The organism is Microbacterium telephonicum, from assembly GCF_003651225.1.
In the GTDB taxonomy this organism is placed as follows: domain Bacteria; phylum Actinomycetota; class Actinomycetes; order Actinomycetales; family Microbacteriaceae; genus Microbacterium; species Microbacterium telephonicum.
In genome coordinates, this window is the sequence record NZ_RCDB01000002.1 from 894,149 (window position 1) to 916,307 (window position 22,159).

The following is a 22,159-nucleotide window of genomic DNA, read 5'->3' on the forward strand; positions in this document are numbered from 1 at the left end:
GTCAGTCCTCCGTGCGGATGAAGGTGTCGACGGTGACGGTGAGGATGCCGCCGGTGTAGTCGAACTGCACCGGGTTCAGCAGCCGCAGTCCGTCTTTCAGGCTGTCGACGTAGGCGGTGGCGGTGGCGAGGTCGGGTGCGGGCACCGTGATCGTGACGGCTGCCTGCTGGCGCGGGGTGGATGCCGGATCGACGGGTGGCGTGGTCGCCTCGGCATCGCCGGTGGCGGCGTCCGTGGCGCCGTCGGTGGCGGCACCGTCGGTCGCGCCCTCGGCCGGGGTCGCCTCCGCGGGCGCCGGCACGGCCGCGCCGTCTTCGCCGACGGCCGCGCGGGCCGTCCACGGAGCGGGCTCGGCCACAGTCACCGACTGGATGGTCAGCTGGTGCGCCGTGGCCGCGTTGATCGCGATCTCGAAGACGTCGTCGAACTGCGTCGTCGCGGGGATCTCCGCGCGCAGTTCGGCGGTGTCGGCATCGAGCTGCGCCTGGTCGGCCTGCGCGGCGGTGAGTTGCGTGATCTGCAGTTCGTAGACGGAGTTCGCCTGCTCGACCGTCTTCGCCTGCGACGACGTCGTCTGCGCCTGCCCCATCATCGGCACCGCGATGAGGGCGATGCCGGCGACGAGGATGCCGACGACGACGAGGATGCCGAGCAGGTTGATGAGCTGCTTGTTGAGGGTCACGGGGCGACCTCCTCGGCGTAGGCGTTCGTGTAGAGGGACTGATCGAGCGCGACGGTGAGGATGTAGGTGAAGCCGGCGGCGGCGTCGGGCGCGTCTTCGGAAGCGCCCGACTGCAGGTCGGTCCCGTCCACGGCGAGAACGCCCTCGGCGCCGCGGAGCTTGCGGACGACGTCGACGATGTCGATGGGGTTGGCGCTGGCGACGGTCACCGTTCCGGTGAGGCCGACTTCGAGCGTCGGGTCGTCACCTTGGGGCACGGCGCCGACCGTCATCGCCACCGCGCTCACCAACGCACCCTCCGGGAGTGCCGGGCTGATGACGTCGCTCACGCGCGTCCACGTGAGGTCGGTCGCCATCGCCTCGCTGCGGTAGAGCTCCAGGTCGTCGACGAGGCTCAGCTGCGCGCGCACCGGCGCGAGGGCGGCGAGGTCGGTCATGAGCTGCGTCGTTCGCGCCTGCGCCGTGACGAGCTGCATCGCCGTGAAGCTGAGGTAGGCGAATGCGCCTCCGGCGGTGAGCGCGACGACGAGGAGCGCTGCCACCAGGCCCCACCCCCATCGCTTCAGCAGGCGCGACCGCTCGCGCCCCTCGGTCACCGAGCGAGGCAGCAGGTTGACGCGCGGTATCCCGCCGATCGTGAGAGTCGGCGCCGAGGATGCGGACGAGAACAGGGCCATCAGACGTTCGCTCCGATCGTGAGGCCGAGGGTGGACACGAGGTTGAGATTGTCCTCGGCCGAGGCCAGCGGGGACTTGATCTGTGCGACGTCGACCGCGCCGGTGACCGTGACCGGCATCGGCAGGGTCGCCGCGAGGGCATCGGCGACGCCTTCCACCGCGGCGCCGGCCCCGGTGAGCAGCACCCGGGTGATCGGCCGGTCGGCGGCCCGGTCGGCGTAGAAGCGCAGGGTGCTGCCGAGCCGGGTGACGAGGTCGTCGATGGCGGCATCCGACATCGCCCCGACACGCACCGCACCTCGGGCGGCACCGCGGGAGCGCCGCATCCGCGGGCCGTCGCCGTTCGCCGGCACCGTCTCGAGCAGTTCCTCGACGACCGGCTGCTCGATCGAGAGATCGTCGAGGGCGGCGTTCTCGCGGGAGCGCACCGCCTCGGTCGTGATGTCGATCGGGATGATGCGTACGAAGCGCGGCATGCCGTCTTGCACCACCACGACGTGGCTGGTGTGGTCACCGAGGTGCAGTGCGGCGACCGTCTCGCCGGATGCCGCGCTACGTGCGACGGCTCGCGCGAGGCCGAAGGGGGCGAGGTCGACGACGTCGACCGTCAGCTTCGCCTTCGCGATCGTCGCGACGAGGTCTTCGACGGTCTCGGCGACGGCGGCCACGAGCAGGCCGGTCACCTGATCGCCCTCCTGTGAGGTGGGGTAGAAGTCGAGCACGGCCTGCTCGGCCGGCACCGGAAGCAGGTCCTGCACCTGGAATGGCAGGGCCTGGCGTAGCAGATCGGGCCGCAGCGCGGTGGTCGTGTACTCGCGCACGAGGATGCGGCGGCTGCCGAGTCCGAGCACGACGTTGCGACCCTTGATGCCCGCGCGCGTCCAGAGCTGGCGAAGCGCGAGGACGACGGCATCCTTGTCGAAGACCTCGGAGTCTTTGGCTGCGCCCGCGGGAAGCGGCACGGAGCCCTGCGCGAGGACGACGGGGTTCTTGCCGACCGTCACTTCGGCGGCGCGCACTCCCTCCTCGGTGATCTCCAGCCCGACGATCGTCTTGGCCATGTCGCGCTCCTTTCTCTGTACTGTCTGTCGTGTCTGTGTGAGCTCAGGCGAGGCCGAGCAGTCCGGTGTACCAGCGGGCGATCGGTTCGCCGATCACGATGCCGAGCCATGCGCCGACGACCATGAACGGGCCGAACGGGATGGCGGTTTTCCGGGTCGCGCGGCGCGTCAGCATCATGACGATGCCGACGACGCCGCCGATGAGGAAGGCGGCGAAGGCGCCGACGATCAGTGCTCCCCAGCCGACGAATCCGAGTGCGGCGCCGAGCACGCCGGCGAGCTTGACGTCTCCCCCGCCCATGCCGCCGGGCTTGGCGAAGCGCAGCAGCCAGTAGAACGCGAAGAGCGCCGCGCCGCCGATCGCCGCACGCAGCAGCGCATCCCACGGTGCGCCTGCCAGACACGCGGCGGTGAAGAGGACGGCGAGCGCGATGTAGCTCGGGAGGACGATCGGGTTCGGCAGGCGCCGCATGTCGAGGTCGATCATCGTGAGGGCGATGCTGATCGCCGCGAGGTAGAGGTACGCGACGGCGATGAACGCGAACGCCAGCGCTCCTACCTCCGCCCCCGCTTCCGGTCGTTGAGCGAGCGAAGCGAGTCGAAACGCCTCCGACTCCACCAGCATCCACACGACCCCGGCGAACGCGACTCCCGTCGCCAACTCCACGAGCGGATAGCGCACCGAGATCGGCGCCCCGCAGTTCGCGCACTTCCCTCGCAGAAGCAGCCACGACACCACCGGCACGTTCTGCCACGGCTTCACGGGCGAGTCGCAGTGCGGGCACTGGCTGGGACGCGTCAGCGGGATACCGACGGGCACACGGTAGATCACGACGTTGAGGAACGATCCGATGATCAGGCCGAGCAGCGCGGCGAACGCGACGAGGAGGGCGGTGATGGTGCTCATACGTCTCCGAGCGAGACGAGGCTCCCGATGACCGACGGGGTCGCCGCACCACCGCCGCCTCCCACCGAGACGACCATCCCCGGAACACTCACTTCGCGGTAGTCGAGCTGCATCTGGGCCCCGTTGCCGCTCCACGTGATCTTGCCGGCGTAGACCTGGCCGTTCCAGCGCCCGCCGCCACCCGAACCGACCGCGACGGTGCACGGCGAGTAGGCGATCCCGCTGATCTTGTCGGACATCGTGACGTGGTAGATGTTGATCTTCCACGAGGAGTTCGTGCAGGTCGACGCCTTGTCTGCGGTGTTGTCTGGCGAGATGATGTGGAACGCATGCGGGTTGCCGTCGGCGCTCGTGACCGTGAGGTCCTGCGCCTCCGCCTCGCCGACGAGGAAGACGATGTCGGTCTTCAGATTGAATGTCGCCTGGTACAGGTTGACCTTGCCATTGGCGCATCCCCGCATGTCCACGACGGTCGGGGTCGTGTAGGCATTGATCGTGTCTTTGTGGGCCTGGTTCCACGAGCCCTGGAAGTCGCAGCTCGGCGTCGTCTTGTACGCATAGGAGCCCCATGCGGACGAGTTGTAGCCGAGGTCGATCCACTCGAACGCACTCGCGTCCATCTGCCACGGCGGACTGATGGTCGGAGCTGCCGGTGCAACGACCCCGGTTGCGTTGAGCGTTGTCGTTCCGGCGACCGTCGGCGGCTGACCCGTGCGCCCGCCGGCGAGAGTCAGGTTGCCGCCGATCGTGACGCCGGCTTGGATCTCGCTCGTCGAGGTCGATGCCGAGATCACGTCGTGCGTCACGGTCGACTGCTGGATCTTCACGATCGGGCCGGCCACGCGCAGTGCGCCGAGCGTGGAGTTCCAAACGTAGGCGTTGTTCGTGCTCGAGGAGATCACGTTGCCGTCGATGAACGTGTTCTGCACCGAGAGCGCGCCGGCGGCCCAGACCGATCCCTTGATCCGCGACGAAGATCCGTCCATCGTGAACTTGCCGCGCGTCGTGACCGATTTGTCGATCTTGCCGCCGCTGCTGATCGTGACGTCGCCCACGGCGTAGACGTTGCCCTTGATGGTGGCACCGGTCGTCAGCCCGAAGGTGCCGCCGGTGTAGACGTCGCCGCCGACGCCGACGGCGTTGTTGTCGATCTGCACGCTGCCGCTCACGATGAGATCACCGCGGATGTTGCAGGCGTTCGACAGCTTGGCGTAGCCGTTGCGGATGATGAGGTCGCCGCTGATATCCATCGAGTTGTTGCAGTCGAAGTTGCCCGTGTTCAGCACCACGTCGCCGTCGATCGCGGGGGCCGTCACGAGCAGCGACGACACGTTGAGCGCGCCGGCTGCCGAGACGAGCGCGCCGGCGAGCTTGCGCGGCGTGCTGTTGCGCGCGTAGATGGCTTCCGTGACAGTTCTCCCCACGCCGTCCCCGCTGCCGATCGCACGGAAGGTGACGGTACCGGAATCGCACATCACCGACACGGTGTACTTCGGAGACGTGGACGAATACGTGGAGTTCGTGCAGACGTCTTCGCCGCGCTGCGCACGGGCGATCGTGTCGGAGAGTCCCGCATCCGCGGCGGCACGGGACTGCACGGTGCCGCGACTTCCCGCCAGCATTCCGGTCGTGTTGACGACGATGCTCGAGAGGACGAGCGCACCGACGGTCAGCACGAGCATAATGATGAGCACCGACACGAGGACGGAGCCGTCGTCATCGCGACGTGCGCGCACGGGATCGATCTTCAGAAGCATGCGACGCCTCCTGCTTTGAATGCCTGAGCCTTCACGCCGTCGGTGAGAACCGCTTTCTGGCCGTTGTCGGTGACGGTGAGCCCGAAGGAAACAGCCTGGGTGCCTTGCAGGGCGAACGCCGCGCCCCCCGACAGTGTGGCCGTCACGCCGGTCGCGAGCGCCGTCCAGCCGGATGGCGTGTTCGCCCGGGCCGTCGTGCCGGAGCTATACCTCAGCGCCGTGCCGTCGAGCACCCAGGCGCGGCACTCGAACCCACCGGCGGTCGTCAGGATCTTCGCGTCGAGGCGGGATCCGGAGCCACTCACCTTCACGGCGACGGCGTTTCGGACGGAGGTTCCGATCGAGCTGCTGACGACGTTCGCCCGACCCGTCGCCCGGTCGCGCGCCGTCGCCTGCTCCTGCGTCTGGATGCCGTTGATGAAGAGGCCCGCGAGCAGTCCGAGGAAGAGAGCGGAGACCGCGATGACCACGATGAGCTCCACCAGTGTCATCCCTTCGTCGTCACGCTCGATCATGATGCGGACACCCGGATGCGCGTCGGAAGTGTCACCAGGACGTCGCTGGAACGGTCACGCACGGTGACGGTGACGCGGATCGATGCGGGGTAGTCGGCGGCTGCTGCGGGGCAGGCGTCGAGCACGTCGACGGTGGCCGCCATTCCGGTGCCCGCGGGGTCTTCAGCGGCGGACGCCAGCGGAATCTTGCGGGTCTGGAGTGCGGCGCAGCTCGTAGTCGCCGTCGCGCCGATCGGGAAGTCTTCGCGGATCGCCGCCAGCTGGGCTGAGGCGAAGGCGTTGGCGGCTGCGAGATCCTTATTGTCTACGCTCAGCCGGGTGGCGCCGATCATCAGAGGAAGGACTGCCAGTGCGAGCACCATGAGGACGAACATGGCGATGATCACCTCGACGAGGCTGAAGCCGTCGTCTTTCGAGTGCGCGCGCATGACTCACCTCCCCAGGACGAAGCGCCGCAGATGCCGAGCGAGGCCGGCCCGTTCGGGTCGGGCCGGCCTCGTCAGCTGGAACGGCTTAGGAGCCCGTGCAGCCCGGGCCGGACTTCTTCACGATCGTCGTGTCCGCCGTGCTGGTTGCCGTGACGCAGTAGCTATCGATCTTCGCACCCGTCGTGGGCGAGACCGTGAGCGTAACCTTGCCGGTCGACTCGAGCTTGGAAAGGTTCGTGGACACCGGCTCGTCCTGGGCAATGTTCGACGCCACCTGCGTAGCGGCGTTCGCCGCGATGGTCGCGACGGACTCTTCCTGGGCGGTCTTCTGGAGATTCATGAAGACCGGGACCGCGATCGCGGCGAGGATGCCGAGGATCACGACGACGACGATGAGCTCGATGAGCGAGAAGCCCTTGTCATCGGCGTTCTCCTCGCGACGGGCCTTCACCGCCTGGACATAGTTCTTGATGCTGCGCATGATGCGTGCCTCTCCTGAAGGAATGTGGTTGCAGGAACTCGGCACGCCGATGACCTATCCGGGGGGAATATGCACATCGGGGGGGATCTCCGCATCCGAAGATGCATCGAAAACGTGCTGAGTGAAGCGGGAGGCGGTCGCGAGGACGTCCTACCTCTTCAGGGGCAATCATGAGAGAACTCTCATGTTGTTGTCAATGTGGAGTTTGGGCCTTGAGCGAATCTTGAGGATTCTGAGGCCTGTGGATGCAAAGTTGTAGATGTTGTACATGGGACTTGTGGAGAGGGTGCGTGGTAGCGCTACCGCGCGGCGTGGTTCGCTCGGGGCGTTTCGACTCGCTTCGCTCGCTCAACGAACGGAGGAGGGTGGGGCGTTTCGACTCGCTGCGCTCGCTCAACGACGGGAATCAGCCGGCGATCAGGGGCGGATGGTGACGGGGGTGCCGGGCGGGAGGGTGGCGAGGCGGGTGATGGCGGCGGAGTCGAGGTAGATGCAGCCGAACGAATTGTTGCCTGACCGGGTCTTGTAGTAGTGGAACGCGGTGACCGCGACTTCGCCGCCGTCGAAGCCGGCGAGCGTCGGCGACTGCACGCCGAGGTAGACCAGGGGATGCCCCTCGGTGTACTCGTGCTCGGGCACGACTTGGGTCAGCATCACGAACGTGCGTCCGGCGGGTGTTGGCGTCGCGTCCTTGCCCCAGGCGAAGTCATTTGCGACGCGTTCCGCTCCCCCGGCCGACACGATGTCGATCGTGCGCGCCGACAGCGACACCTCCACCGACTGCGTCGCCTGCGTGAGGTAGACGTCGGCGACGCGCAGCCAGCCGACCGTCTGCGCGGCGTTTCCGTTCGGCGGCACACCCTGGCGGCCCGCGAGCAGCACCTTCACCCAGTGCGTGTCGCGCGTGATCACGGGAACAACGGTCCCGCCGTACGTCGCCTCTCGCGGAAGGTAGCCGAGCGGCTCGCCGGCGGGATCCGCGAAGATCGGTGCCGCAGTGCGCGGCTGCGCGAGGAGCCCGGTGAACCCGCCCATGGGATCGTCGTCGACGGGGATACCGGGCGTTACCGACCAGACGTCGATCTGCGGCAGAGCGGCGAGGTCATAGGCGGCAACGTTCTCGGGTGCGCCGCGGATCGGATCCGGAGTGGGCGTCGGCACCGCGGTCGGCATCGTCTCGACGACTGATGCTGTTGGCACAGGCGTCAACGTCGGGGAGGTTTGTGCGGTGACGGCGACGGATGCGGCGATCGCCACGGCCGCGATCGCCAGCGCGCAGGCGACACCGGCGGTGGCGAGGGCGAGGCGGGACGGCATGGTTCCATGCTCGCGGAGGGTTCGGGCTCGGGCAACCTCGAGGGTGTGGTTTCGATACGCGCGGTTTGCGCGCTACTCAACCACCGGTCGGGGCGTGGCGGGCGTCACCACTGGGGGTGGATGGTGGGGCGCAGGAGGCGGTCGTAGACGTCGTGGATGGTGGCATCGAACGTCGAGAGGTCCACGTCGACCGCGCCCGCTGCCGCATTCGACTCGGCCTGCGCGACGTTGCGCGCACCGGGGATCACCGAGGTCACGCCGGGGAGCCCGGCGATCCAGGCGAGCGTCGCCGCAGGCAGGGACACCCCGGCCGGGAGCGCGCGATCCAGCTCCGACACCGCCTGCAGTCCGAGCTCGAAGTCGACGCCGGAGAACGTCTCCCCCTTGTCGAAGGCCTCGCCGTTCCGGTTGTACATGCGGTGGTCGTTCTCGGCGAACCGCGTCGCCGAGGAGTACTTGCCGCTCAGCAGTCCCGACGCGAGCGGCACGCGCGCGAAGACGGCGACGCCGGCATCCGCCGCCGCGGGAAGCACCTCGTCGAGCGGCTTCAGTCGGAACGGGTTCAGGATGATCTGCACGTTCGACACGCCGGGCCGCGCGATCGCCGACAGCGCCTGCGCGCACGTCTCCACCGATACGCCGTAGGCCGCGGTCGCACCCGAAGCCACGAGGTCGTCGAGCGCGTCGTAGGTGGCATCCGCGTCGATCACGGCGCTCGGCGGGCAGTGCAGCTGCACGAGGTCGAGCGTGTCGACACCGAGGTTGCGGCGCGACCGGTCGGTCCAGGCACGGAAGTTCTCGGGCGTGTAGTTCGCGGGCTCCTGCGGCATCCGCCGGCCCATCTTGGTCGCGACGGTGATGCCGTGACCGGGGCGGGAGGCGAGGAAGCGGCCGATGATCTGCTCGCTGCGGCCGTCACCGTAGACGTCGGCGGTGTCGAAGAGGGTCACCCCGGCGTCGGCGGATGCGGCTAGCACGGCGAGCGCGTCGTCTTCGGCGACGTCACCCCAGTCCGCGCCGAGCTGCCAGGTGCCGAGCCCGATGGCGGAGACGGAACGGCCGGTGCGGGCGAGAGGGCGCTGCTGCATGGGAATCAGATTATTGGCGTCGGAGCTGTTCGGTCCTCCGCCAACGGCGTGGACTCCGCATCGAGCAATTCGCTGCCCGCGGCCCGAACCCCCGCCCATGCGATGCCGAGAAGCAGGAAGAGCAAAGGGGCGGTGTAGTACATCGTGTTCCCGAACAGCGCGGAGATCAGATAGGCGAACGCTGCCGCAGTGGCACAGACGGTGATCCCGTCGACAGCACGTCCTCGGCGGACCACGCGTACGAGCACCACAACCACTGCGCTGACGTATGCGATCAGCGCCGGAATGCCGAAGAAGACCGCGTACTGCAAGTACTCGTCGTGCGGACGACCGTAGCCGCCCGGAAGCAACGATGCGATCCCCTCGATGCCGTGACCGGACCACGGACTGACGGCGATCTGCTCGAGCGTGATCATCCACAGGCCCCAGCGTCCGGTACCCGCGGATGCCGCATCGGCGCTTCCCTCCGAAACGGCGACCATGTCGCCGCCGAGCGACGCGATCTCCGCCGCGACGCCTACGCCGAGGGCATCCGCGAGAACGTGCACAACCACAGCGACCGCTGCGAGCAGGAGCAACGTCGTGACGTGCAGCCGACGGAGAACGGCAAGCCAGGTGACGAGTCCCGCGAGGCCGGCGACAACCGCGAGGTACGCGCCGAGCGTGTCGTTGAGCAGCAGGGTGAGCAGCAGGATGCCGAACACCGCGATCAGTCCCCCGCGAAGCACACGCCGCGCGACCGTGAGGGCGGCTGCCGCGGCCAGCACGCACGCAACCGCCAACAGGTACCCGTAGTGGTTGAACTGGTGGAAGTAGGCGATCGCGCGATGCGCGACGGCGCCTTCGTCGGTGTGCCATCCCGCACTGATCGCCGCCACCAACGTGACGATGCACGTGATGAGCGCGAGCGCGATGACCCCGGCCAACAGCGCACGACGGAGCACACCCGAGACCACCCGGCTGGCGAGGAAGAAGAACCCCACGTATGCGGCGAACGTCCAGATGGACTCCCGCCGGTACCAGTCGCCGTCCAGGGCTTCCGCAGTCGGGGACAGCGCGGTCGCCAGAACGGCGAGCAGCAGGAACATACCCAACAGCACGAGGGGCAGCTCGTCACGCAGGACAACCCGCCAGGACACGTCTCTCGGCGGAACGAGATGCGCCGCCAGCCGCAGAGCGACGAGGATCAGCGCGCCAAGCCCGACCTGTAGATTCACCCACGCGAGGAACGTGATGTCTGTTCCGATGACAGGCCCAACCCACCAGAGCAACAGAGGCGCGGCGAGCCAGGCGAGAAGGAAGGCGAACGCGAAGCGCTCGTAGAACGCCTCCGGAACGCGATCGATGGCCTCGCGCACTGTCGTCGCGCGCAGGACATGCCGAAGGGCTTTCATCGCGGCTGTGGTCCTTCTGCCAGGGGGTGTACGGCGCGCACCCCCTCTGTTCGGGTCAGTCGGGTGTGACAGCGCCTGCTCGGACAGTACTGGACGTCGCCGGCGATGGAGCGCTTCGACGCACCCGCATCCCTGTCGCGAAAGGCTCTCTCCCAGAAGTGGATGCCGCGGATTGCGACGGGAACGCACGCTGAGCGTAGGACGTTGGCGGGGTTTCGATACGCGCGCTGCGCGCGCTACTCAACCACCGGGGGCACTGAACACCGCCAGGGCACGGCGAAGGGGGCCGGGTATGCTCCCCCGGCCCCCTTCGCGTGATGGTGGCGTCAGGCCTTGGCCTTGGCGCGACCCTTGGCGGCCTTCACCGTCGGGACGGTGCCGGTCGCGGCTTCGCTCGCCGCCTCGGTGCCCTTGCGGCCCGCGCGCACCTCGTCGAACGAGGTGCCGTAGTACGCGGCCTCCATGATCGTCTTCATGTCCTCGATCATCGGCATGCGCGGGTTGGCCGGGGCGCACTGGTCGCCGTAGGCGGCCATCGCGAGGTCGTGCAGACCCGCGATGAAGGTCGCCTCGTCGACGCCCTGCGCCTGGAACGACGGCTGGATGCCGACCTTCTCGCGCAGCGCCTCGACGGCGCGGGCGTAGCTCTCCACGCCCTCCTCCGGGGTGGATGCCGGCAGACCCAGGTGCTTGGCGATCTCCTGGAAGCGCTCCGGGGCGACGTAGCGCTCGTACTTCGGCCAGCTGGTGAGCTTCGTGGGGATGCGGCCGTTGTAGCGGATGACGTGCGCCAGGTAGGTCGCGTTGGTGCGGCCGTGGGCGAGGTGGTACGTCGCACCCGTCACGTGGCTCATCGCGTGCACGATCCCGAGGAACGCGTTGCCGAACGCCATGCCCGAGATGGACGCCGCGTTGTGCATCTTCTCGCGGGCCTTGATGTCCTCAGCATCCGTCGAGTTCGGCTGCGCCTTGGCGGAGCGCTCGATGTTCTCGAAGATCAGCTTGATCGCGTGCAGGCACAGACCGTCGGTGTAGTCGTTCGCGTAGACCGACACGTACGCCTCGGTGGCGTGCGTCAGCGCGTCGAATCCGGCGTCGGCGACGAGGAAGCCCGGCAGCTGCGTGGTCAGCAGCGGGTCGACGATGGCGACCGAGGCGGTCAGCGCGTAGTCGGCGAGCGGGTACTTCATGCCGGTCTCGTCATCGGTGATGACGGCGAACGGGGTCATCTCGGAACCCGTGCCCGACGTGGTCGGGATGCAGACGAGCTTGGCGAGCTTGCCGAGCTCGGGGAACTTGAACGCACGCTTGCGCACGTCGAAGAACTTCTCGCGCATGTCGGAGAACTCGACCTCGGGGTGCTCGTAGAGCAGCCACATGACCTTGGAGGCATCCATCGGCGAGCCACCGCCGAGGGCGATGATCGTGTCGGGCTGGAACTGACGCATCTGCTCGGCGCCGGCCTTGACCTCCGAGACCTTCGGCTCGGGCCGCACGGTGTTGATCAGCTGCACCTGAACGCGGTTCTCGCGACGGTTCAGCACGTCGACGATGCGGTCGACGTAGCCGAGGTCCGTCATCGTCTTGTCGGTGACGATCGTGACGCGTTCGAGGCCGCGCATGTCCTGCAGGTAGCGGATGGCGTTCGGCTCGAAGTAGGTCTTGGCCGGCACCTTGAACCACTGCAGGTTGTTGTTGCGACGACCGATGCGCTTGACGTTCAAGAGGTTCACCGCCGAGACGTTGTTGGAGACCGAGTTGTGACCGTAGGAGCCGCAGCCGAGGGTGAGCGACGGCATGAAGGCGTTGTAGATGTCGCCGATGCCGCCGAGGGCCGACGGGCTGTTGGTGATGATGCGGACGGCACGGACGACCTCGCCGAAGCGGGCGATGACCTCCTGGTCGTTCGAGTGGATCGCACCCGAGTGGCCGAGGCCGTCGAACTCCACCATCTGGCGGGCCAGCTCGATGCCCTCGTCGGCGCCGTTGGCACGGAGCACGGCGAGCACGGGGGCGAGCTTCTCGCGCGTCAGCGGCTCGTGCGGGCCGACACCCGAGACCTCGGCGAGGATGATCGAGGTGTCCTCGGGCACAGTGAAGCCGGCGTTCTCGGCGATCCACTGCGGGGACTGGCCGACGACCTTCGGGTTCAGCTTCGCGCCGGCGCAGTTCTCGCTGTTCGCGGTGACGCCGAAGATGAACTCCTCCAGCATCCGCTTCTCGTCGGCCGTGACCGTGTAGGCGTGCAGACGGGCGAACTCGGCGAGGGCCTCGGCGGCGATCGGCTCATCGAGGATGACGGCCTGCTCGCTCGCGCACACCATGCCCATGTCGAACGACTTCGAGAGCACGACGTCGTTGACGGCGCGGCCGACCTTCGCGGTGCGCTCGATGAAGGCGGGCACGTTGCCGGCGCCGACGCCGAGGGCGGGCTTGCCGCACGAGTAGGCGGCGCGGACCATCGCGTTGCCGCCGGTGGCGAGGATGAGGGCGACGCCCGGGTGGTTCATGAGCTCGCCCGAGGCCTCCATCGAGGGCTCTTCGATCCACTGGATGCAGTCGGCCGGGGCGCCGGCGGCGACCGCGGCGTCACGAACGATGCGCGCCGCCTCGCTCGAGCACTTCTGCGCCGACGGGTGAAAGCCGAACACGATCGGGTTGCGGGTCTTCAGCGCGAGCAGCGACTTGAAGATCGCGGTGGACGTGGGGTTGGTCACCGGGGTGAGGGCGCAGATTACGCCCACCGGGTCGGCGATCTCGGTGATGCCGTTGAGCTCGTCGTGCGCGATGACGCCGACGGTCTTCTGGTTGATGATCGAGTTGGTCACGTGCTCGCACGCGAACATGTTCTTCACGGCCTTGTCTTCGAACAGGCCACGACCGGTCTCTTCGACAGCCATGGTGGCCAATTCGCCGTGGAAGTGCAGCGCCGCGACGCTCGCCTTCTTGACGATGTGGTCGACCTGTTCCTGTGTGAAGTCGGCGTACTCCGTCAGCGCCTGCTGCGCCTTTTCGACCAGAGCATTGATCGAGGTGGACATTGCTGGGTCTCCTACCCGGGCCACGGTTCGCCGCGCCCTTCTCGGTTCGGATCGGGATGGTCCCCCGTCCTTTGCGACCATTATGCACCTTGTGGTCCGACCACACAAGATGAAAGGTCAGACCATATTCAGACGCATGCGGATGCGGATGCTGCGGGCGTCAGGCGCGGCGGCGGAGCAGCGCCGACGCGACCGCCACGGCCGTGCCGACGGCGACGCCCAGCACCGTGTCGAGCAGGCGGTCGCGCAGCAGCACCGCCGGGTCGACGGGCACGGCGAGCTCGACCATGAGCAGCGCGAGGGGCGTGACGAACACCATCGTGATGCCGTAGTTGCGCCCGACGAACAGCTCCGCGCCCGCCTGCAGCAGCACCGCGACGAGCACCACCACGAGAGGCGGCAGGTGCAGCGCGAGCAGTCCGGCGGCGACCGCGATGCCGATCACCGTCCCGAGCAGACGCTGCAGACCCCGGATGACGCGCGCGTTCAGCGCCGCTCCCCCGAGGGCGGCGACGGCGGCGACCATCGCCCAGTACCAGTGGCTGCCGATCAGCAGCAGTCCCGCCACTCCGGCGAGCGCCGCGCCGATCGCGACGGTCGCCGCGACCTCGACGCCCGCCCGGAGGGAGGGTCGGGCCGGGATCCGGGATGCCGGTGTCGCGGGGATGCGACCGCGGCCGCGCACGAGTGCGATGGCCGTCGACACGCCGATGCCGAACACCGCCGACGCCCCGCCGACGATCAGCACCGCGAGCAGCGACTCGCCCGACGCCGGGATCGACGCGCACGCGCCGCTCGCGAACACGGCGAACAGCGCCCCCGGCGGATGCCAGCGTCCCGCGTGCGCGATGAGGGTGACGACGGCGGCGACCAGCGCGACGACGCCGACCTTCACGGCATCCGGAACGCCGGCGAGTGAGAGCAGGGTGCCGACGAGCATGCACGAGACGAGGGTCAACCCCGCGGCCGCCTGCATCCGGATGCGATCGGCGTACCCGTCGAAGCGGCCGTAGAGCGCGGCGAAGGCGCCGAAGCTCGCATACACGCTGAGATCGAGCCGGCCGAGCGCCCACAACCCGAGCAGCGGAACGGCGAGCGAGAAGGCCGCGCGCAGGGCGACGCGGTGATCGCCGCGGTGCGGGGCGACGCGGATGAGGCCGGTCATGATCCGCCCCCTGCTGCCCCCTGCCACCCCTCGATCGTACGCGCGCCGTATGCCGAGACCCCGGGATGCGGGCATGATCGGCTCATGGGGACACGCACGCGGCCACGGCGGCGATTCGGCGACACCGGGTTCGCGCGGTACATCGCGTTCATGCTCGCCCTCGCGGGTTGCCTCGTACTCGCCGGCGAGGCGCGGCTCGTCGGCGACGCGATCGACCGCGCCGGACTCGAGGCGTTCTACGCCCAGCCCGCGGATGCCGCCGTCGGCGACCCCGGCACGATCGTGCGCGCCGCCGCGCTCGACGCCGCCCCGCTCGACGCGCGCGCGTGGCGGCTCATGTACCGCACGACCGATCTGCACGGCACGCCGGTCGTCGCCACCGGCATCCTGGTCGTCCCGCTCGATCCGGTGCCGGGCCCGCGCACGGTCGTCGCGTGGGGGCACCCGACGACGGGAACCCATCCGGACTGCGCTCCCTCGCGCTCGTTCGACCCGTTCGACATGATCGAGGGCCTGCGCTTCCTGCTCGACCGGGGCTACACGGTGGTCGCCACCGACTATGTCGGGATGGGGACGGCGGGGCCGGACTCGTACCTCGTGGGGGCGACCGCGGCGCACAGCATGCTCGACGCGGTGCGGGCGGCGCAGCGCGTCGACGGCTCCGAAGCGGGCGACGACGTCATCCTGTGGGGGCATTCGCAGGGCGGGCAGGCGGCGCTGTTCGCCGCCGAGCTCGCCGACGCCTACGCGCCGGAGCTGCACGTCGAGGCGGTGGCCGTCGCCGCACCGGCCGCCGACCTCACGGCACTCATGGGCGACCATCTCGACGACATCTCGGGCGCGACGATCGGCTCGTACGCCTTCACCGCGTTCTCGCAGGTGTACGCCGACCGGGGCGCGGAGATCTCCAGCATCCTGACGCCGGAAGCGGTGGCGATCCAGCCGGAGATGAACCGGCTGTGCCTGCTCTCCGACCTCGGCGAGCTGCACCGCATCGCGCAGCCCGTCGTCGGGCGCTTCACGTCGGCCGAGCCGACGAAGACCGAGCCGTGGGCGACCCTGCTCACCGAGAACTCCGCCGGCGGCGTCGGGTTCGACGCGCCGTTGTTCGTCGCGCAGGGGCTCTCGGACGAGCTCGTGCTGCCGTCGGCGACCCGGGACTTCGTCGCGCAGGAGTCGGCCCACGGCATGCACGTCACGCTGCACGAGATCGAGGGCGCCGTGCACGGCACGATCGCCTACCTCACCCTCCCCGCGCTGATGGACTGGCTCGACTCCGTCGGCGTCTGACGCGCTGGCCTCACCGGACGTCGGGCCAGGGCGCGGGCGCCTGGACGTCAGCCGGCGGCGAGCCCCGCGTCGAGCTCGTTCAGGATCCGCACCGTCGCGGCGACGTCCTCGGGCGTGCCGGACAACTCGAACTCGTAGAGGATCGGCCGGTGCGAGATCGAGGCGAGTTCGCGCGCCGCGGCCTGGTAGTGCGCACCGAAGTTGCGATTGCCCGACCCCAGGATGCCGATCAGCCGGCGTCGATTCGTCGACGATCGCAGGAACCGGCGCACCGGCGCGGGCAGTGTCGCCTCGTCGGCGTTACCCGCCTTGTACGACGGGGTCAGCAGCACCCACGGCCCGGGCGCCTCACTGGCGCGCACCTCGGCATCCGCCAGGTCGCGGATGGGGCGCCCCTGCTGCGCCAGATGCTCGGCGAAACGACGCGTCAGGTTCGACACGGACGAGTAGTAGTACACCGGCACCTTGGGCATCGCCTCAGTCTGACGCGTGCCGCCGGCTCACCGCCCGGGCTCGCGCCGGGAAAACCGACCTGCGTTCGGCGACCGCGCCGCCCCGCTCGATAGGGTCGGGGCAGGTGCGTGAGGGAGCGCACCCGAACGGGAGCACACGCGTTGGACACCACCGAGACCGCCGTCGTCACCGTGTCGAGCGGACTGCTGCGCGGCAGCATCCGCGACGGCGTCGTCCGACACCTCGGCATCCCGTATGCGCAGCCGCCGTTCGGCGAGCTCCGCTTCGCTCCCCCGCAGCCCGTCGAGCCGTGGGAGGGCGACCGCGACGCCACCGCTTTCGGTCCGACCGCGCCGCAGCGGCCGTATCCGCCTGCGACCGCGGAACTGCTGTCGTCGGTCGACATCCCCGGCGAAGACATCCTGACGGCGAACGTGTGGGCACCGCAGAACGCCGTCGACGCCCCCGTCGTCGTGTGGATCCACGGCGGCGCGCTCGAGCGGGGCACGGCGGCGCTGGTGGGATACGACGGCTCCGGGTTCGCCCGCGCCGGTGTCGTGTTCGTCTCGCTGAACTACCGGCTCGGGGCGGAGGGGTTCTCCGTCTTCGCCGACGGTCCGGTGAACCTCGGACTGCAGGACGTCGCCGCGGGGCTCGCCTGGGTGCACCGGGAGATCGCCGCGTTCGGCGGGTCGCCCGACCGCATCACGCTCATGGGCGAATCGGCCGGCGGCGCGCTCGTGGCGGCACTGCTGGCGCGACCCGACGCGCGTGCGCTCGTGCGCGGCGGCATCATCCAGTCCGGGCCTCTCGAGGCGGTCAGCCGGTCGCGCGCGGGACGCGTCACCGACGCCCTCGCCCGCGTGCTCGGCATCCGTCCGACGCTCGCGCAGTTCCGGGAGAAGTCGCCCGCCGCGCTGCTGCAGGCCCGCGAGACGCAGGCCGGCGGCGCATCGCCGTTGGCCGGAACCCCCGGCTTCACGCTCGCCGTCGACCCCGACTCGTTGCCCGCCTCGCCGCACGAGGCCCTCGTCGACGTGGAGGTGCCGCTGCTCATCGGCAGCAACACCGATGAGTACCGCCTCTGGCTGGCGCCCGCCGCGCTCGCGGCGATCTCCCCGCTGAAAGCGGCGATCGCACGCCTGGTGATGCGGATCCCGGGTCGCGCGATGCGGGCGGTGCGGCGGGAGTTCCCGGATGCCGGGGCGGGCGAGGTGCTGGGCCAGCTGGTGACCGACCGGCTGCTGCGCGCACCGCTGACACGGCTCGCCGCGGCACGCACGGCGCCCACCTACGTCTACGAGTTCGCGTGGCGGAGCCCGGTGCGCGATCTGCGGGCCGCGCACGCCGTCGAGATCGCCTTCGCCTTCGGCGACGTCGCCAACCCGGATGCCGTCGCGCTGTCGGGGGCCGATGCTCCCGCGTCGCTGGCTGCCGAAATGCACGAGGCGTGGCTGTCGTTCATCCGCGACGGCGACCCCGGGTGGGAGCCGTACGGAGCCGACCGGTGGACGCGTGTGTTCGACGCGACGTCGCAGACGGTGCGCCAGCGTCGCGCCGACGTCGTCGATGCGGTGTGATAGGAGCGGCTGACACGATCGGGAGGAGCCGCGGATGCCGCTGAGCGAGGCGCAGGGCGAACTGACCGATCGCGTGCGCGCCCTGCTGGCCGACGAGCCCGACCTCGAAGAGAAGGCGATGTTCGGCAGCCGGGCCTTCCTGCTCGACGAGAAGATCGTGGTCGCCGTCTTCCGCGACGCATCGCTGCTCGTGCGGGTGCACGTCGAGGAGGCGGCGTCGCTGGTGCTCGAACCCGGTGCCTCGCCGGCCGTCATGGGGCCGCAGCGCCGTGAGATGGGACCGGGCTGGCTGCTCGTGGATCACGACCACCTCGACGACGACACACGCCTGCTGTTCTGGCTCGATGCGGCCCGTGACTTCCGCCGCGGGCAGGGCTGACGACAGAGGCATACCGACCACGCGATCTCCGTCCCGCGGCGGATGCAGCCCGCGAGCCCCGCGGCTAGCGTGACGATATGGACGAGGGCGAGAAGGATGACGCGCAGCAACGGCGCGAGCGCAGTCAGGCTACCGCGTGGGGGATCGGCATCGCGCTCGGGCTCGCGATCGGGACCTCACTCGGCGTCGCGCTCGGGAACATCGGGATCGGGATCGCGCTGGGTGTCGGCATCGGCATGGCGTTCGCCGTCGCCTTCGGCGCGGTGACGTCGGACAGTCGCGGCGCGGACTCCGACGGAGCGAACACTGCGGATCAGGAGCGCGACGGGAAGGCCGATCCCGACCCGGGCTGACGGGTGGACGACGAAGGGCCCGCCTCTCGGCGGACCCTTCCGGTTGCTAGGCGAGCACATCGACGATGGCCTTCGCGACGGCGTCGCTGGACTGCGGGTTCTGCCCGCTGATGAGGTTGCCGTCACGGACCACGTGCTCCGACCATGGCGCGCCGTTCTCGACGAGGGCGCCGCGCTCGCGAAGCGTTGTAGCGACCAGCCACGGGGTGTTCTTTCCGAGGCCGCCGGTGAGTTCTTCCTCGTCGCTGAACACCGTGAGCCGGCGCCCGGCGAAGACCAGCGACCCGTCCTGATCGACGGCGCTGAGCAGCCCTGCAGGGCCGTGGCAGAACGGGGCGATCCAGACACCGTCGCGGTCGGCCTCGGTGAGGATCCGGCCCAGATTCGCATCGAACGCGAGGTCGACCATCGGACCGTGCCCGCCGGGCATCACGATCGCGTCGTAGTCCGACACAGCGACCGCGTCGAGGGGCAGCGGGTGTGCGAGATTGGCCGCGATCGAGTCGAGGTAACTGCGGAAGTCGTCGACCTTGGCCTGATCGCCGACGATCTCGACGGTGAGTGAACCGGGGTCGACGGTGGGGACGTCGCCGCCGGGGGTGGCGATGATGATGGTGTGGCCGGCGCGTGCGAGGTCGCGGTGTGCGACGACGAGCTCTTCCGCCCAGTATCCCGTCGGGTGGACGGTGCCATCAGCGAGAGTGACGGAGTCGGCCGCCGTCACGACCATGAGAATGTTCGACATGTGTAGGTCCTTTCGTCGGACCCGATCATGACGACATTGAGTCGGAAGCCCCCATCGGGTTTTCGAACGCCGGTATCGGTTCGTCGATCGGCGGCGCGCCGGCGACGGCGGCGGTTCAACGAATGAGTGTGCGCAGGTGCGTGGCGGCCGCGCCAACGGAGGCGTTGCTGGTGGCCTCCCGTCCCCGCGTGGCAAGGAACACCGTGTTCAGCGGGGCGAGGTCGGGTGTGTCGAGCGCGACCAGCGCCCCTGTGGCCAGATCGGCGGCGACCAGGTAGGTGGGGAGGACGGACATTCCCGCTCCGGCGAGGATGAGTGTGCGGATGCCGCGGAGGTCGGGGACGACCGCGGCCACGCGCAGCCCCGTGGGAGGGCGGTCGAACACGCTTCGCCAGTAGCGCCGAATGATGGGCAGGTTCTCCGCGTAGGCGACCGCGGGAATGGTGTCCAGGTCGACACCGGTCCACCGCGATGTCGCGACGAGGACGAACTCTTCGTCGTAGAGCGGCACGGATGCGACTCCTCGCCGTCGCGGCGGCACCGAACTGGCCACGATGTCGAGGGAACGGTCAGCGAGACGATCGAGGAGGTCCTCGGCGAGCCCGAACTGAAGAAACACCGGCGCTCCCGCAGCGTCGATCAGGCCCCGCAGATGCGGGACGACCATGGTGGAGAGCAACTCCGCCGGGCCGCCGATGCGAACTGCCCGCGCGGGCCCGGCGTCCGGTCCGGATAGCAACGCGGCGTCCTCGATGGCGTCGACGTGACCAGCGACCTCGCGGGCAAGTTCAACCCCTCGCCCCGTGGGAGTCACACCGTCATGGTCGCGATGGAACAGCGCGTACCCCAACGACTCCTCCAACGCCTGGACATGCATGGATGCCGTCCCCTGAGAGATCCCCAGTAGTCGCGCGGCCCGCGTCACCGAGCCCGCCCGGTACACGGTCACGAACGTGCGTAGATGATCGAGGCTCGGCCTGCTCATCGGCCGCCGTCACCCGACCCGGCGCTCAGCGAGTCGTCCCGGCGATAAGGACGCGGCACCGACCGGCAGGGCGAAGTCGTGGAGCGCCGCGACGACCGGGGCGAGCTCTGGCTGTGCCTGGGCGTCGTCCAGCGCGCGCTCGAGAGTCTCATCATGGATCGGCTTGGCGCGCCCGTAGAGGGCCTGACCGGCGGCCGTGAGCTCGGTGTAGATGCCGCGCCGGTCATCCGCGCACAGCACCCTGGTGAGCAAGCCGCGGTCTTCGAGCCGCGTCACGAGACGTGTGGTCGCGCTCGCGCTCAGCGCGGTCGCCCGGGCTAGCTGCTGCATCCGCATGTGCCAGCCGTCCTGACGGCCCAGCGCATCCAGCACCGTGTACTCCACGACCGACAGCTCGACCGCCTCGCCGAGGCTGCGCTCCAAGGCCTGCTCGATCAGCCCGTGTAGTGCGGCGAGGGTCCGCCAGCCCTGGGCACGTACCTCGACGGCATCGTCTGCGATACCCATTCCGGTTCCTCCAAAGAATAGTTGCTTGCGCGGTGTAGTTGCGCGTGCAATGATTGTCCCCGCTTGCGCAATATCCCGCGTTTGCAACTACCCGTCCAGTGTAACAGGAGAACCCTTATGCCTCTAGGACTGATCGCCCTCGCCCTCGGCGCGTTCGGCATCGGACTGACCGAGTTCGTCATCATGGGCCTGCTGCCCGAGGTGGCGGCCGACTTCGCCGTCTCCGAGGCCGCTGCCGGATGGCTGATCTCCGGGTACGCGCTCAGCGTCGTGGTCGGCGCGCTCGTGCTCACCGCCGCGACCACCCAACTGCCCCGCAAGCCCGTGCTGCTCGGCCTGATCGTGCTGTTCATCGTCGGCAACGTGCTCACCGCCGTCGCCACCGACTACGGCGTCGCGATGATCGGCAGGATCATCGCCGCGCTCTGCCACGGCGCGTTCTTCGGTATCGGCTCCGTCGTCGCCGCAAGCCTGGTCCCGCCGGAGAAGAAGGCCGGCGCGATCGCGATCATGTTCACCGGACTCACCGCCGCGAACGTGTTCGGCGTCCCCTTCGGCACCTTCCTCGGCCAGCAGCTCGGCTGGCGATCCACGTTCTGGGCGATCTCCGCGATCGGCGTGCTCGCCTTCATCGGCATCGCCGCGCTCGTCCCCAAGCTCGACAGCCCCGAGGAGAAGATCAGCATCCGCGGCGAGCTCGCCGCGTTCCGCTCCGGGCAGGTCTGGCTCTCCCTCACCGTCACGATCCTCGCCTACGGCGGAATGTTCGGCGCCTTCACCTACATCGCCTACACCCTCACCGAGGTCAGCGGCTTCACCACCGGAGCCGTGCCGTGGCTGCTCGTGCTGTTCGGCGTGGGTCTCGTGATCGGCAACTGGCTCGGCGGCCGCCTCGCCGACCGCTCCATCGACGGCACCCTCCTCTTCTTCATCGCCGCGCTCGTCGTGGTGCTCGCCCTGTTCGCCCTGCTCGCCGGCTCCGGCATCGCCACCATCATTGCCCTGCTCCTGATGGGCGGGTTCGGGTTCGGCACCGTCCCCGGACTGCAGAGCCGCATCATGAACTACGCCGGCACCGCCCCCACCCTCGCCTCCGGCGCCAACATCGGCGCGTTCAACATCGGCAACGCCCTCGGCGCGTGGGCCGGTGGCGTCGGCATCGCCGCAGGACTCGGCTACACCTCCCCCATCTGGATCGGCGCGATCATCACCGCAGCCGCCCTCATCGTCATGGCCATCGCCGCCGCCAGCGCCCGCCGCGACACCACCAGCCAGCCCGTCGGCGACACGGTCGCCGCGAACTGATGGCATCCCACCCTGCCTACCGAACCACGAATCGACGAGAGAGAACTCC

Annotated in this window: 22 protein-coding genes; 5 read left to right on the top strand and 17 right to left on the bottom strand. The window is 69.2% G+C overall.

Annotation, left to right across the window (positions count from 1 at the left end; translation table 11 throughout):
• Position 1 precedes the first annotated feature (1 nt).
• The 13 genes from C7474_RS09200 to C7474_RS09260 form a co-directional block, all read right to left on the bottom strand.
• On the bottom strand, positions 2-682 hold the full coding sequence (locus tag C7474_RS09200; RefSeq protein ID WP_121059139.1) for a hypothetical protein: 681 nt from the start codon (positions 680-682) through the stop codon (positions 2-4).
• The gene (locus tag C7474_RS09205; RefSeq protein ID WP_121059141.1) at positions 679-1,359 is read right to left on the bottom strand and encodes a hypothetical protein; all 681 of its coding nucleotides are present in this window, start codon (positions 1,357-1,359) and stop codon (positions 679-681) included. The genes C7474_RS09200 and C7474_RS09205 overlap by 4 nt, the downstream gene beginning before the upstream one ends.
• Positions 1,359-2,420 (bottom strand): pilus assembly protein PilM, encoded by a 1,062-nt coding sequence (gene pilM / locus C7474_RS09210; RefSeq protein WP_121059143.1) that lies wholly within the window; start codon positions 2,418-2,420, stop codon positions 1,359-1,361. The genes C7474_RS09205 and pilM overlap by 1 nt, the downstream gene beginning before the upstream one ends.
• Positions 2,421-2,463: 43 nt before the next feature.
• Positions 2,464-3,327, bottom strand: a complete 864-nt coding sequence (locus C7474_RS09215) for a prepilin peptidase (RefSeq protein ID WP_121059145.1) — start codon at positions 3,325-3,327, stop codon at positions 2,464-2,466.
• Positions 3,324-5,084, bottom strand: coding sequence for a polymer-forming cytoskeletal protein (locus tag C7474_RS09220; RefSeq protein WP_121059147.1), 1,761 nt, complete (start codon positions 5,082-5,084; stop codon positions 3,324-3,326). Before C7474_RS09220 ends, C7474_RS09215 begins: the two co-directional genes overlap by 4 nt.
• On the bottom strand, positions 5,075-5,575 hold the full coding sequence (locus C7474_RS09225) for a hypothetical protein (RefSeq protein WP_158597320.1): 501 nt from the start codon (positions 5,573-5,575) through the stop codon (positions 5,075-5,077). The genes C7474_RS09220 and C7474_RS09225 overlap by 10 nt, the downstream gene beginning before the upstream one ends.
• Before the next feature lie 20 nt (positions 5,576-5,595).
• A complete protein-coding gene (locus C7474_RS09230) occupies positions 5,596-6,027 on the bottom strand; it encodes a type IV pilus modification PilV family protein (protein ID WP_121059151.1) in 432 nt (143 codons plus the stop codon).
• Between the two features lie 85 nt (positions 6,028-6,112).
• On the bottom strand, positions 6,113-6,508 hold the full coding sequence (locus tag C7474_RS15400) for a type IV pilin protein (protein ID WP_121059153.1): 396 nt from the start codon (positions 6,506-6,508) through the stop codon (positions 6,113-6,115).
• Positions 6,509-6,925: 417 nt separating this feature from the next.
• Positions 6,926-7,825: a hypothetical protein gene (locus tag C7474_RS09240; protein ID WP_241965172.1), complete on the bottom strand. Its 900-nt coding sequence runs from the start codon at positions 7,823-7,825 to the stop codon at positions 6,926-6,928.
• Positions 7,826-7,929: 104 nt separating this feature from the next.
• Positions 7,930-8,913: an aldo/keto reductase gene (locus tag C7474_RS09245; protein WP_121059155.1), complete on the bottom strand. Its 984-nt coding sequence runs from the start codon at positions 8,911-8,913 to the stop codon at positions 7,930-7,932.
• Between the two features lie 5 nt (positions 8,914-8,918).
• Positions 8,919-10,307, bottom strand: a complete 1,389-nt coding sequence (locus C7474_RS09250) for an O-antigen ligase family protein (RefSeq protein WP_121059157.1) — start codon at positions 10,305-10,307, stop codon at positions 8,919-8,921.
• A gap of 326 nt (positions 10,308-10,633) precedes the next feature.
• Positions 10,634-13,348 (bottom strand): bifunctional acetaldehyde-CoA/alcohol dehydrogenase, encoded by a 2,715-nt coding sequence (gene adhE / locus C7474_RS09255; RefSeq protein ID WP_121059159.1) that lies wholly within the window; start codon positions 13,346-13,348, stop codon positions 10,634-10,636.
• A gap of 160 nt (positions 13,349-13,508) precedes the next feature.
• Positions 13,509-14,513: an FUSC family protein gene (locus C7474_RS09260; protein ID WP_241965173.1), complete on the bottom strand. Its 1,005-nt coding sequence runs from the start codon at positions 14,511-14,513 to the stop codon at positions 13,509-13,511.
• Between the two features lie 84 nt (positions 14,514-14,597).
• Here C7474_RS09260 and C7474_RS09265 point away from each other — a divergent pair, with 84 nt between their 5' ends.
• Positions 14,598-15,803 carry an alpha/beta fold hydrolase gene (locus C7474_RS09265; protein WP_199692407.1) on the top strand — a complete coding sequence of 402 codons (1,206 nt, stop codon included), beginning with the start codon at positions 14,598-14,600 and terminating at the stop codon, positions 15,801-15,803.
• A gap of 47 nt (positions 15,804-15,850) precedes the next feature.
• On the opposite strand, the gene nrdI is transcribed toward C7474_RS09265, so the two are convergent.
• On the bottom strand, positions 15,851-16,276 hold the full coding sequence (gene nrdI, locus C7474_RS09270; RefSeq protein WP_121059163.1) for a class Ib ribonucleoside-diphosphate reductase assembly flavoprotein NrdI: 426 nt from the start codon (positions 16,274-16,276) through the stop codon (positions 15,851-15,853).
• A 141-nt stretch (positions 16,277-16,417) separates the two neighbouring features.
• On the opposite strand from nrdI, the gene C7474_RS09275 reads away from it, so the two are divergent.
• The 3 genes from C7474_RS09275 to C7474_RS09285 all read left to right on the top strand — a co-directional run bounded on the left by C7474_RS09275 (position 16,418) and on the right by C7474_RS09285 (position 18,568).
• A complete protein-coding gene (locus C7474_RS09275) occupies positions 16,418-17,836 on the top strand; it encodes a carboxylesterase/lipase family protein (RefSeq protein WP_121059165.1) in 1,419 nt (472 codons plus the stop codon).
• A gap of 34 nt (positions 17,837-17,870) precedes the next feature.
• On the top strand, positions 17,871-18,215 hold the full coding sequence (locus C7474_RS09280; protein ID WP_121059167.1) for a TfoX/Sxy family protein: 345 nt from the start codon (positions 17,871-17,873) through the stop codon (positions 18,213-18,215).
• Positions 18,216-18,292: 77 nt separating this feature from the next.
• A complete protein-coding gene (locus C7474_RS09285; RefSeq protein ID WP_121059169.1) occupies positions 18,293-18,568 on the top strand; it encodes a glycine zipper domain-containing protein in 276 nt (91 codons plus the stop codon).
• A 46-nt stretch (positions 18,569-18,614) separates the two neighbouring features.
• Here C7474_RS09285 and C7474_RS09290 read toward each other — a convergent pair whose 3' ends face one another.
• The 3 genes from C7474_RS09290 to C7474_RS09300 form a co-directional block, all read right to left on the bottom strand.
• Positions 18,615-19,313 (bottom strand): type 1 glutamine amidotransferase domain-containing protein, encoded by a 699-nt coding sequence (locus C7474_RS09290; RefSeq protein ID WP_121059171.1) that lies wholly within the window; start codon positions 19,311-19,313, stop codon positions 18,615-18,617.
• Positions 19,314-19,428: 115 nt separating this feature from the next.
• A complete protein-coding gene (locus C7474_RS09295; RefSeq protein ID WP_121059174.1) occupies positions 19,429-20,298 on the bottom strand; it encodes a LysR family transcriptional regulator in 870 nt (289 codons plus the stop codon).
• A gap of 9 nt (positions 20,299-20,307) precedes the next feature.
• Positions 20,308-20,805 (bottom strand): MarR family winged helix-turn-helix transcriptional regulator, encoded by a 498-nt coding sequence (locus tag C7474_RS09300; RefSeq protein WP_121059176.1) that lies wholly within the window; start codon positions 20,803-20,805, stop codon positions 20,308-20,310.
• A 117-nt stretch (positions 20,806-20,922) separates the two neighbouring features.
• Here C7474_RS09300 and C7474_RS09305 point away from each other — a divergent pair, with 117 nt between their 5' ends.
• Entirely contained in the window at positions 20,923-22,110 is a 1,188-nt protein-coding gene (locus C7474_RS09305) for an MFS transporter (protein ID WP_121059178.1), read from the top strand.
• Positions 22,111-22,159 lie beyond the last annotated feature (49 nt).

Excerpts from the sequence above, each read along its gene's own strand:
- C7474_RS09205 (WP_121059141.1), bottom strand. The coding sequence starts at position 1,359 with ATGGCCCTGTTCTCGTCCGCATCCTCGGCGCCGACTCTCACGATCGGC.
- pilM (WP_121059143.1), bottom strand. The coding sequence starts at position 2,420 with ATGGCCAAGACGATCGTCGGGCTGGAGATCACCGAGGAGGGAGTGCGC.
- C7474_RS09215 (WP_121059145.1), bottom strand. The coding sequence starts at position 3,327 with ATGAGCACCATCACCGCCCTCCTCGTCGCGTTCGCCGCGCTGCTCGGC.
- C7474_RS09220 (WP_121059147.1), bottom strand. The coding sequence starts at position 5,084 with ATGCTTCTGAAGATCGATCCCGTGCGCGCACGTCGCGATGACGACGGC.
- C7474_RS09225 (WP_158597320.1), bottom strand. The coding sequence starts at position 5,575 with ATGACACTGGTGGAGCTCATCGTGGTCATCGCGGTCTCCGCTCTCTTC.
- C7474_RS09230 (WP_121059151.1), bottom strand. The coding sequence starts at position 6,027 with ATGCGCGCGCACTCGAAAGACGACGGCTTCAGCCTCGTCGAGGTGATC.
- C7474_RS15400 (WP_121059153.1), bottom strand. The coding sequence starts at position 6,508 with ATGCGCAGCATCAAGAACTATGTCCAGGCGGTGAAGGCCCGTCGCGAG.
- C7474_RS09240 (WP_241965172.1), bottom strand. The coding sequence starts at position 7,825 with ATGCCGTCCCGCCTCGCCCTCGCCACCGCCGGTGTCGCCTGCGCGCTG.
- C7474_RS09245 (WP_121059155.1), bottom strand. The coding sequence starts at position 8,913 with ATGCAGCAGCGCCCTCTCGCCCGCACCGGCCGTTCCGTCTCCGCCATC.
- C7474_RS09250 (WP_121059157.1), bottom strand. The coding sequence starts at position 10,307 with ATGAAAGCCCTTCGGCATGTCCTGCGCGCGACGACAGTGCGCGAGGCC.
- adhE (WP_121059159.1), bottom strand. The coding sequence starts at position 13,348 with ATGTCCACCTCGATCAATGCTCTGGTCGAAAAGGCGCAGCAGGCGCTG.
- C7474_RS09260 (WP_241965173.1), bottom strand. The coding sequence starts at position 14,513 with ATGACCGGCCTCATCCGCGTCGCCCCGCACCGCGGCGATCACCGCGTC.
- C7474_RS09265 (WP_199692407.1), top strand. The coding sequence starts at position 14,598 with ATGGGGACACGCACGCGGCCACGGCGGCGATTCGGCGACACCGGGTTC.
- nrdI (WP_121059163.1), bottom strand. The coding sequence starts at position 16,276 with ATGCCCAAGGTGCCGGTGTACTACTACTCGTCCGTGTCGAACCTGACG.
- C7474_RS09280 (WP_121059167.1), top strand. The coding sequence starts at position 17,871 with ATGCCGCTGAGCGAGGCGCAGGGCGAACTGACCGATCGCGTGCGCGCC.
- C7474_RS09285 (WP_121059169.1), top strand. The coding sequence starts at position 18,293 with ATGGACGAGGGCGAGAAGGATGACGCGCAGCAACGGCGCGAGCGCAGT.
- C7474_RS09290 (WP_121059171.1), bottom strand. The coding sequence starts at position 19,313 with ATGTCGAACATTCTCATGGTCGTGACGGCGGCCGACTCCGTCACTCTC.
- C7474_RS09295 (WP_121059174.1), bottom strand. The coding sequence starts at position 20,298 with ATGAGCAGGCCGAGCCTCGATCATCTACGCACGTTCGTGACCGTGTAC.
- C7474_RS09300 (WP_121059176.1), bottom strand. The coding sequence starts at position 20,805 with ATGGGTATCGCAGACGATGCCGTCGAGGTACGTGCCCAGGGCTGGCGG.
- C7474_RS09305 (WP_121059178.1), top strand. The coding sequence starts at position 20,923 with ATGCCTCTAGGACTGATCGCCCTCGCCCTCGGCGCGTTCGGCATCGGA.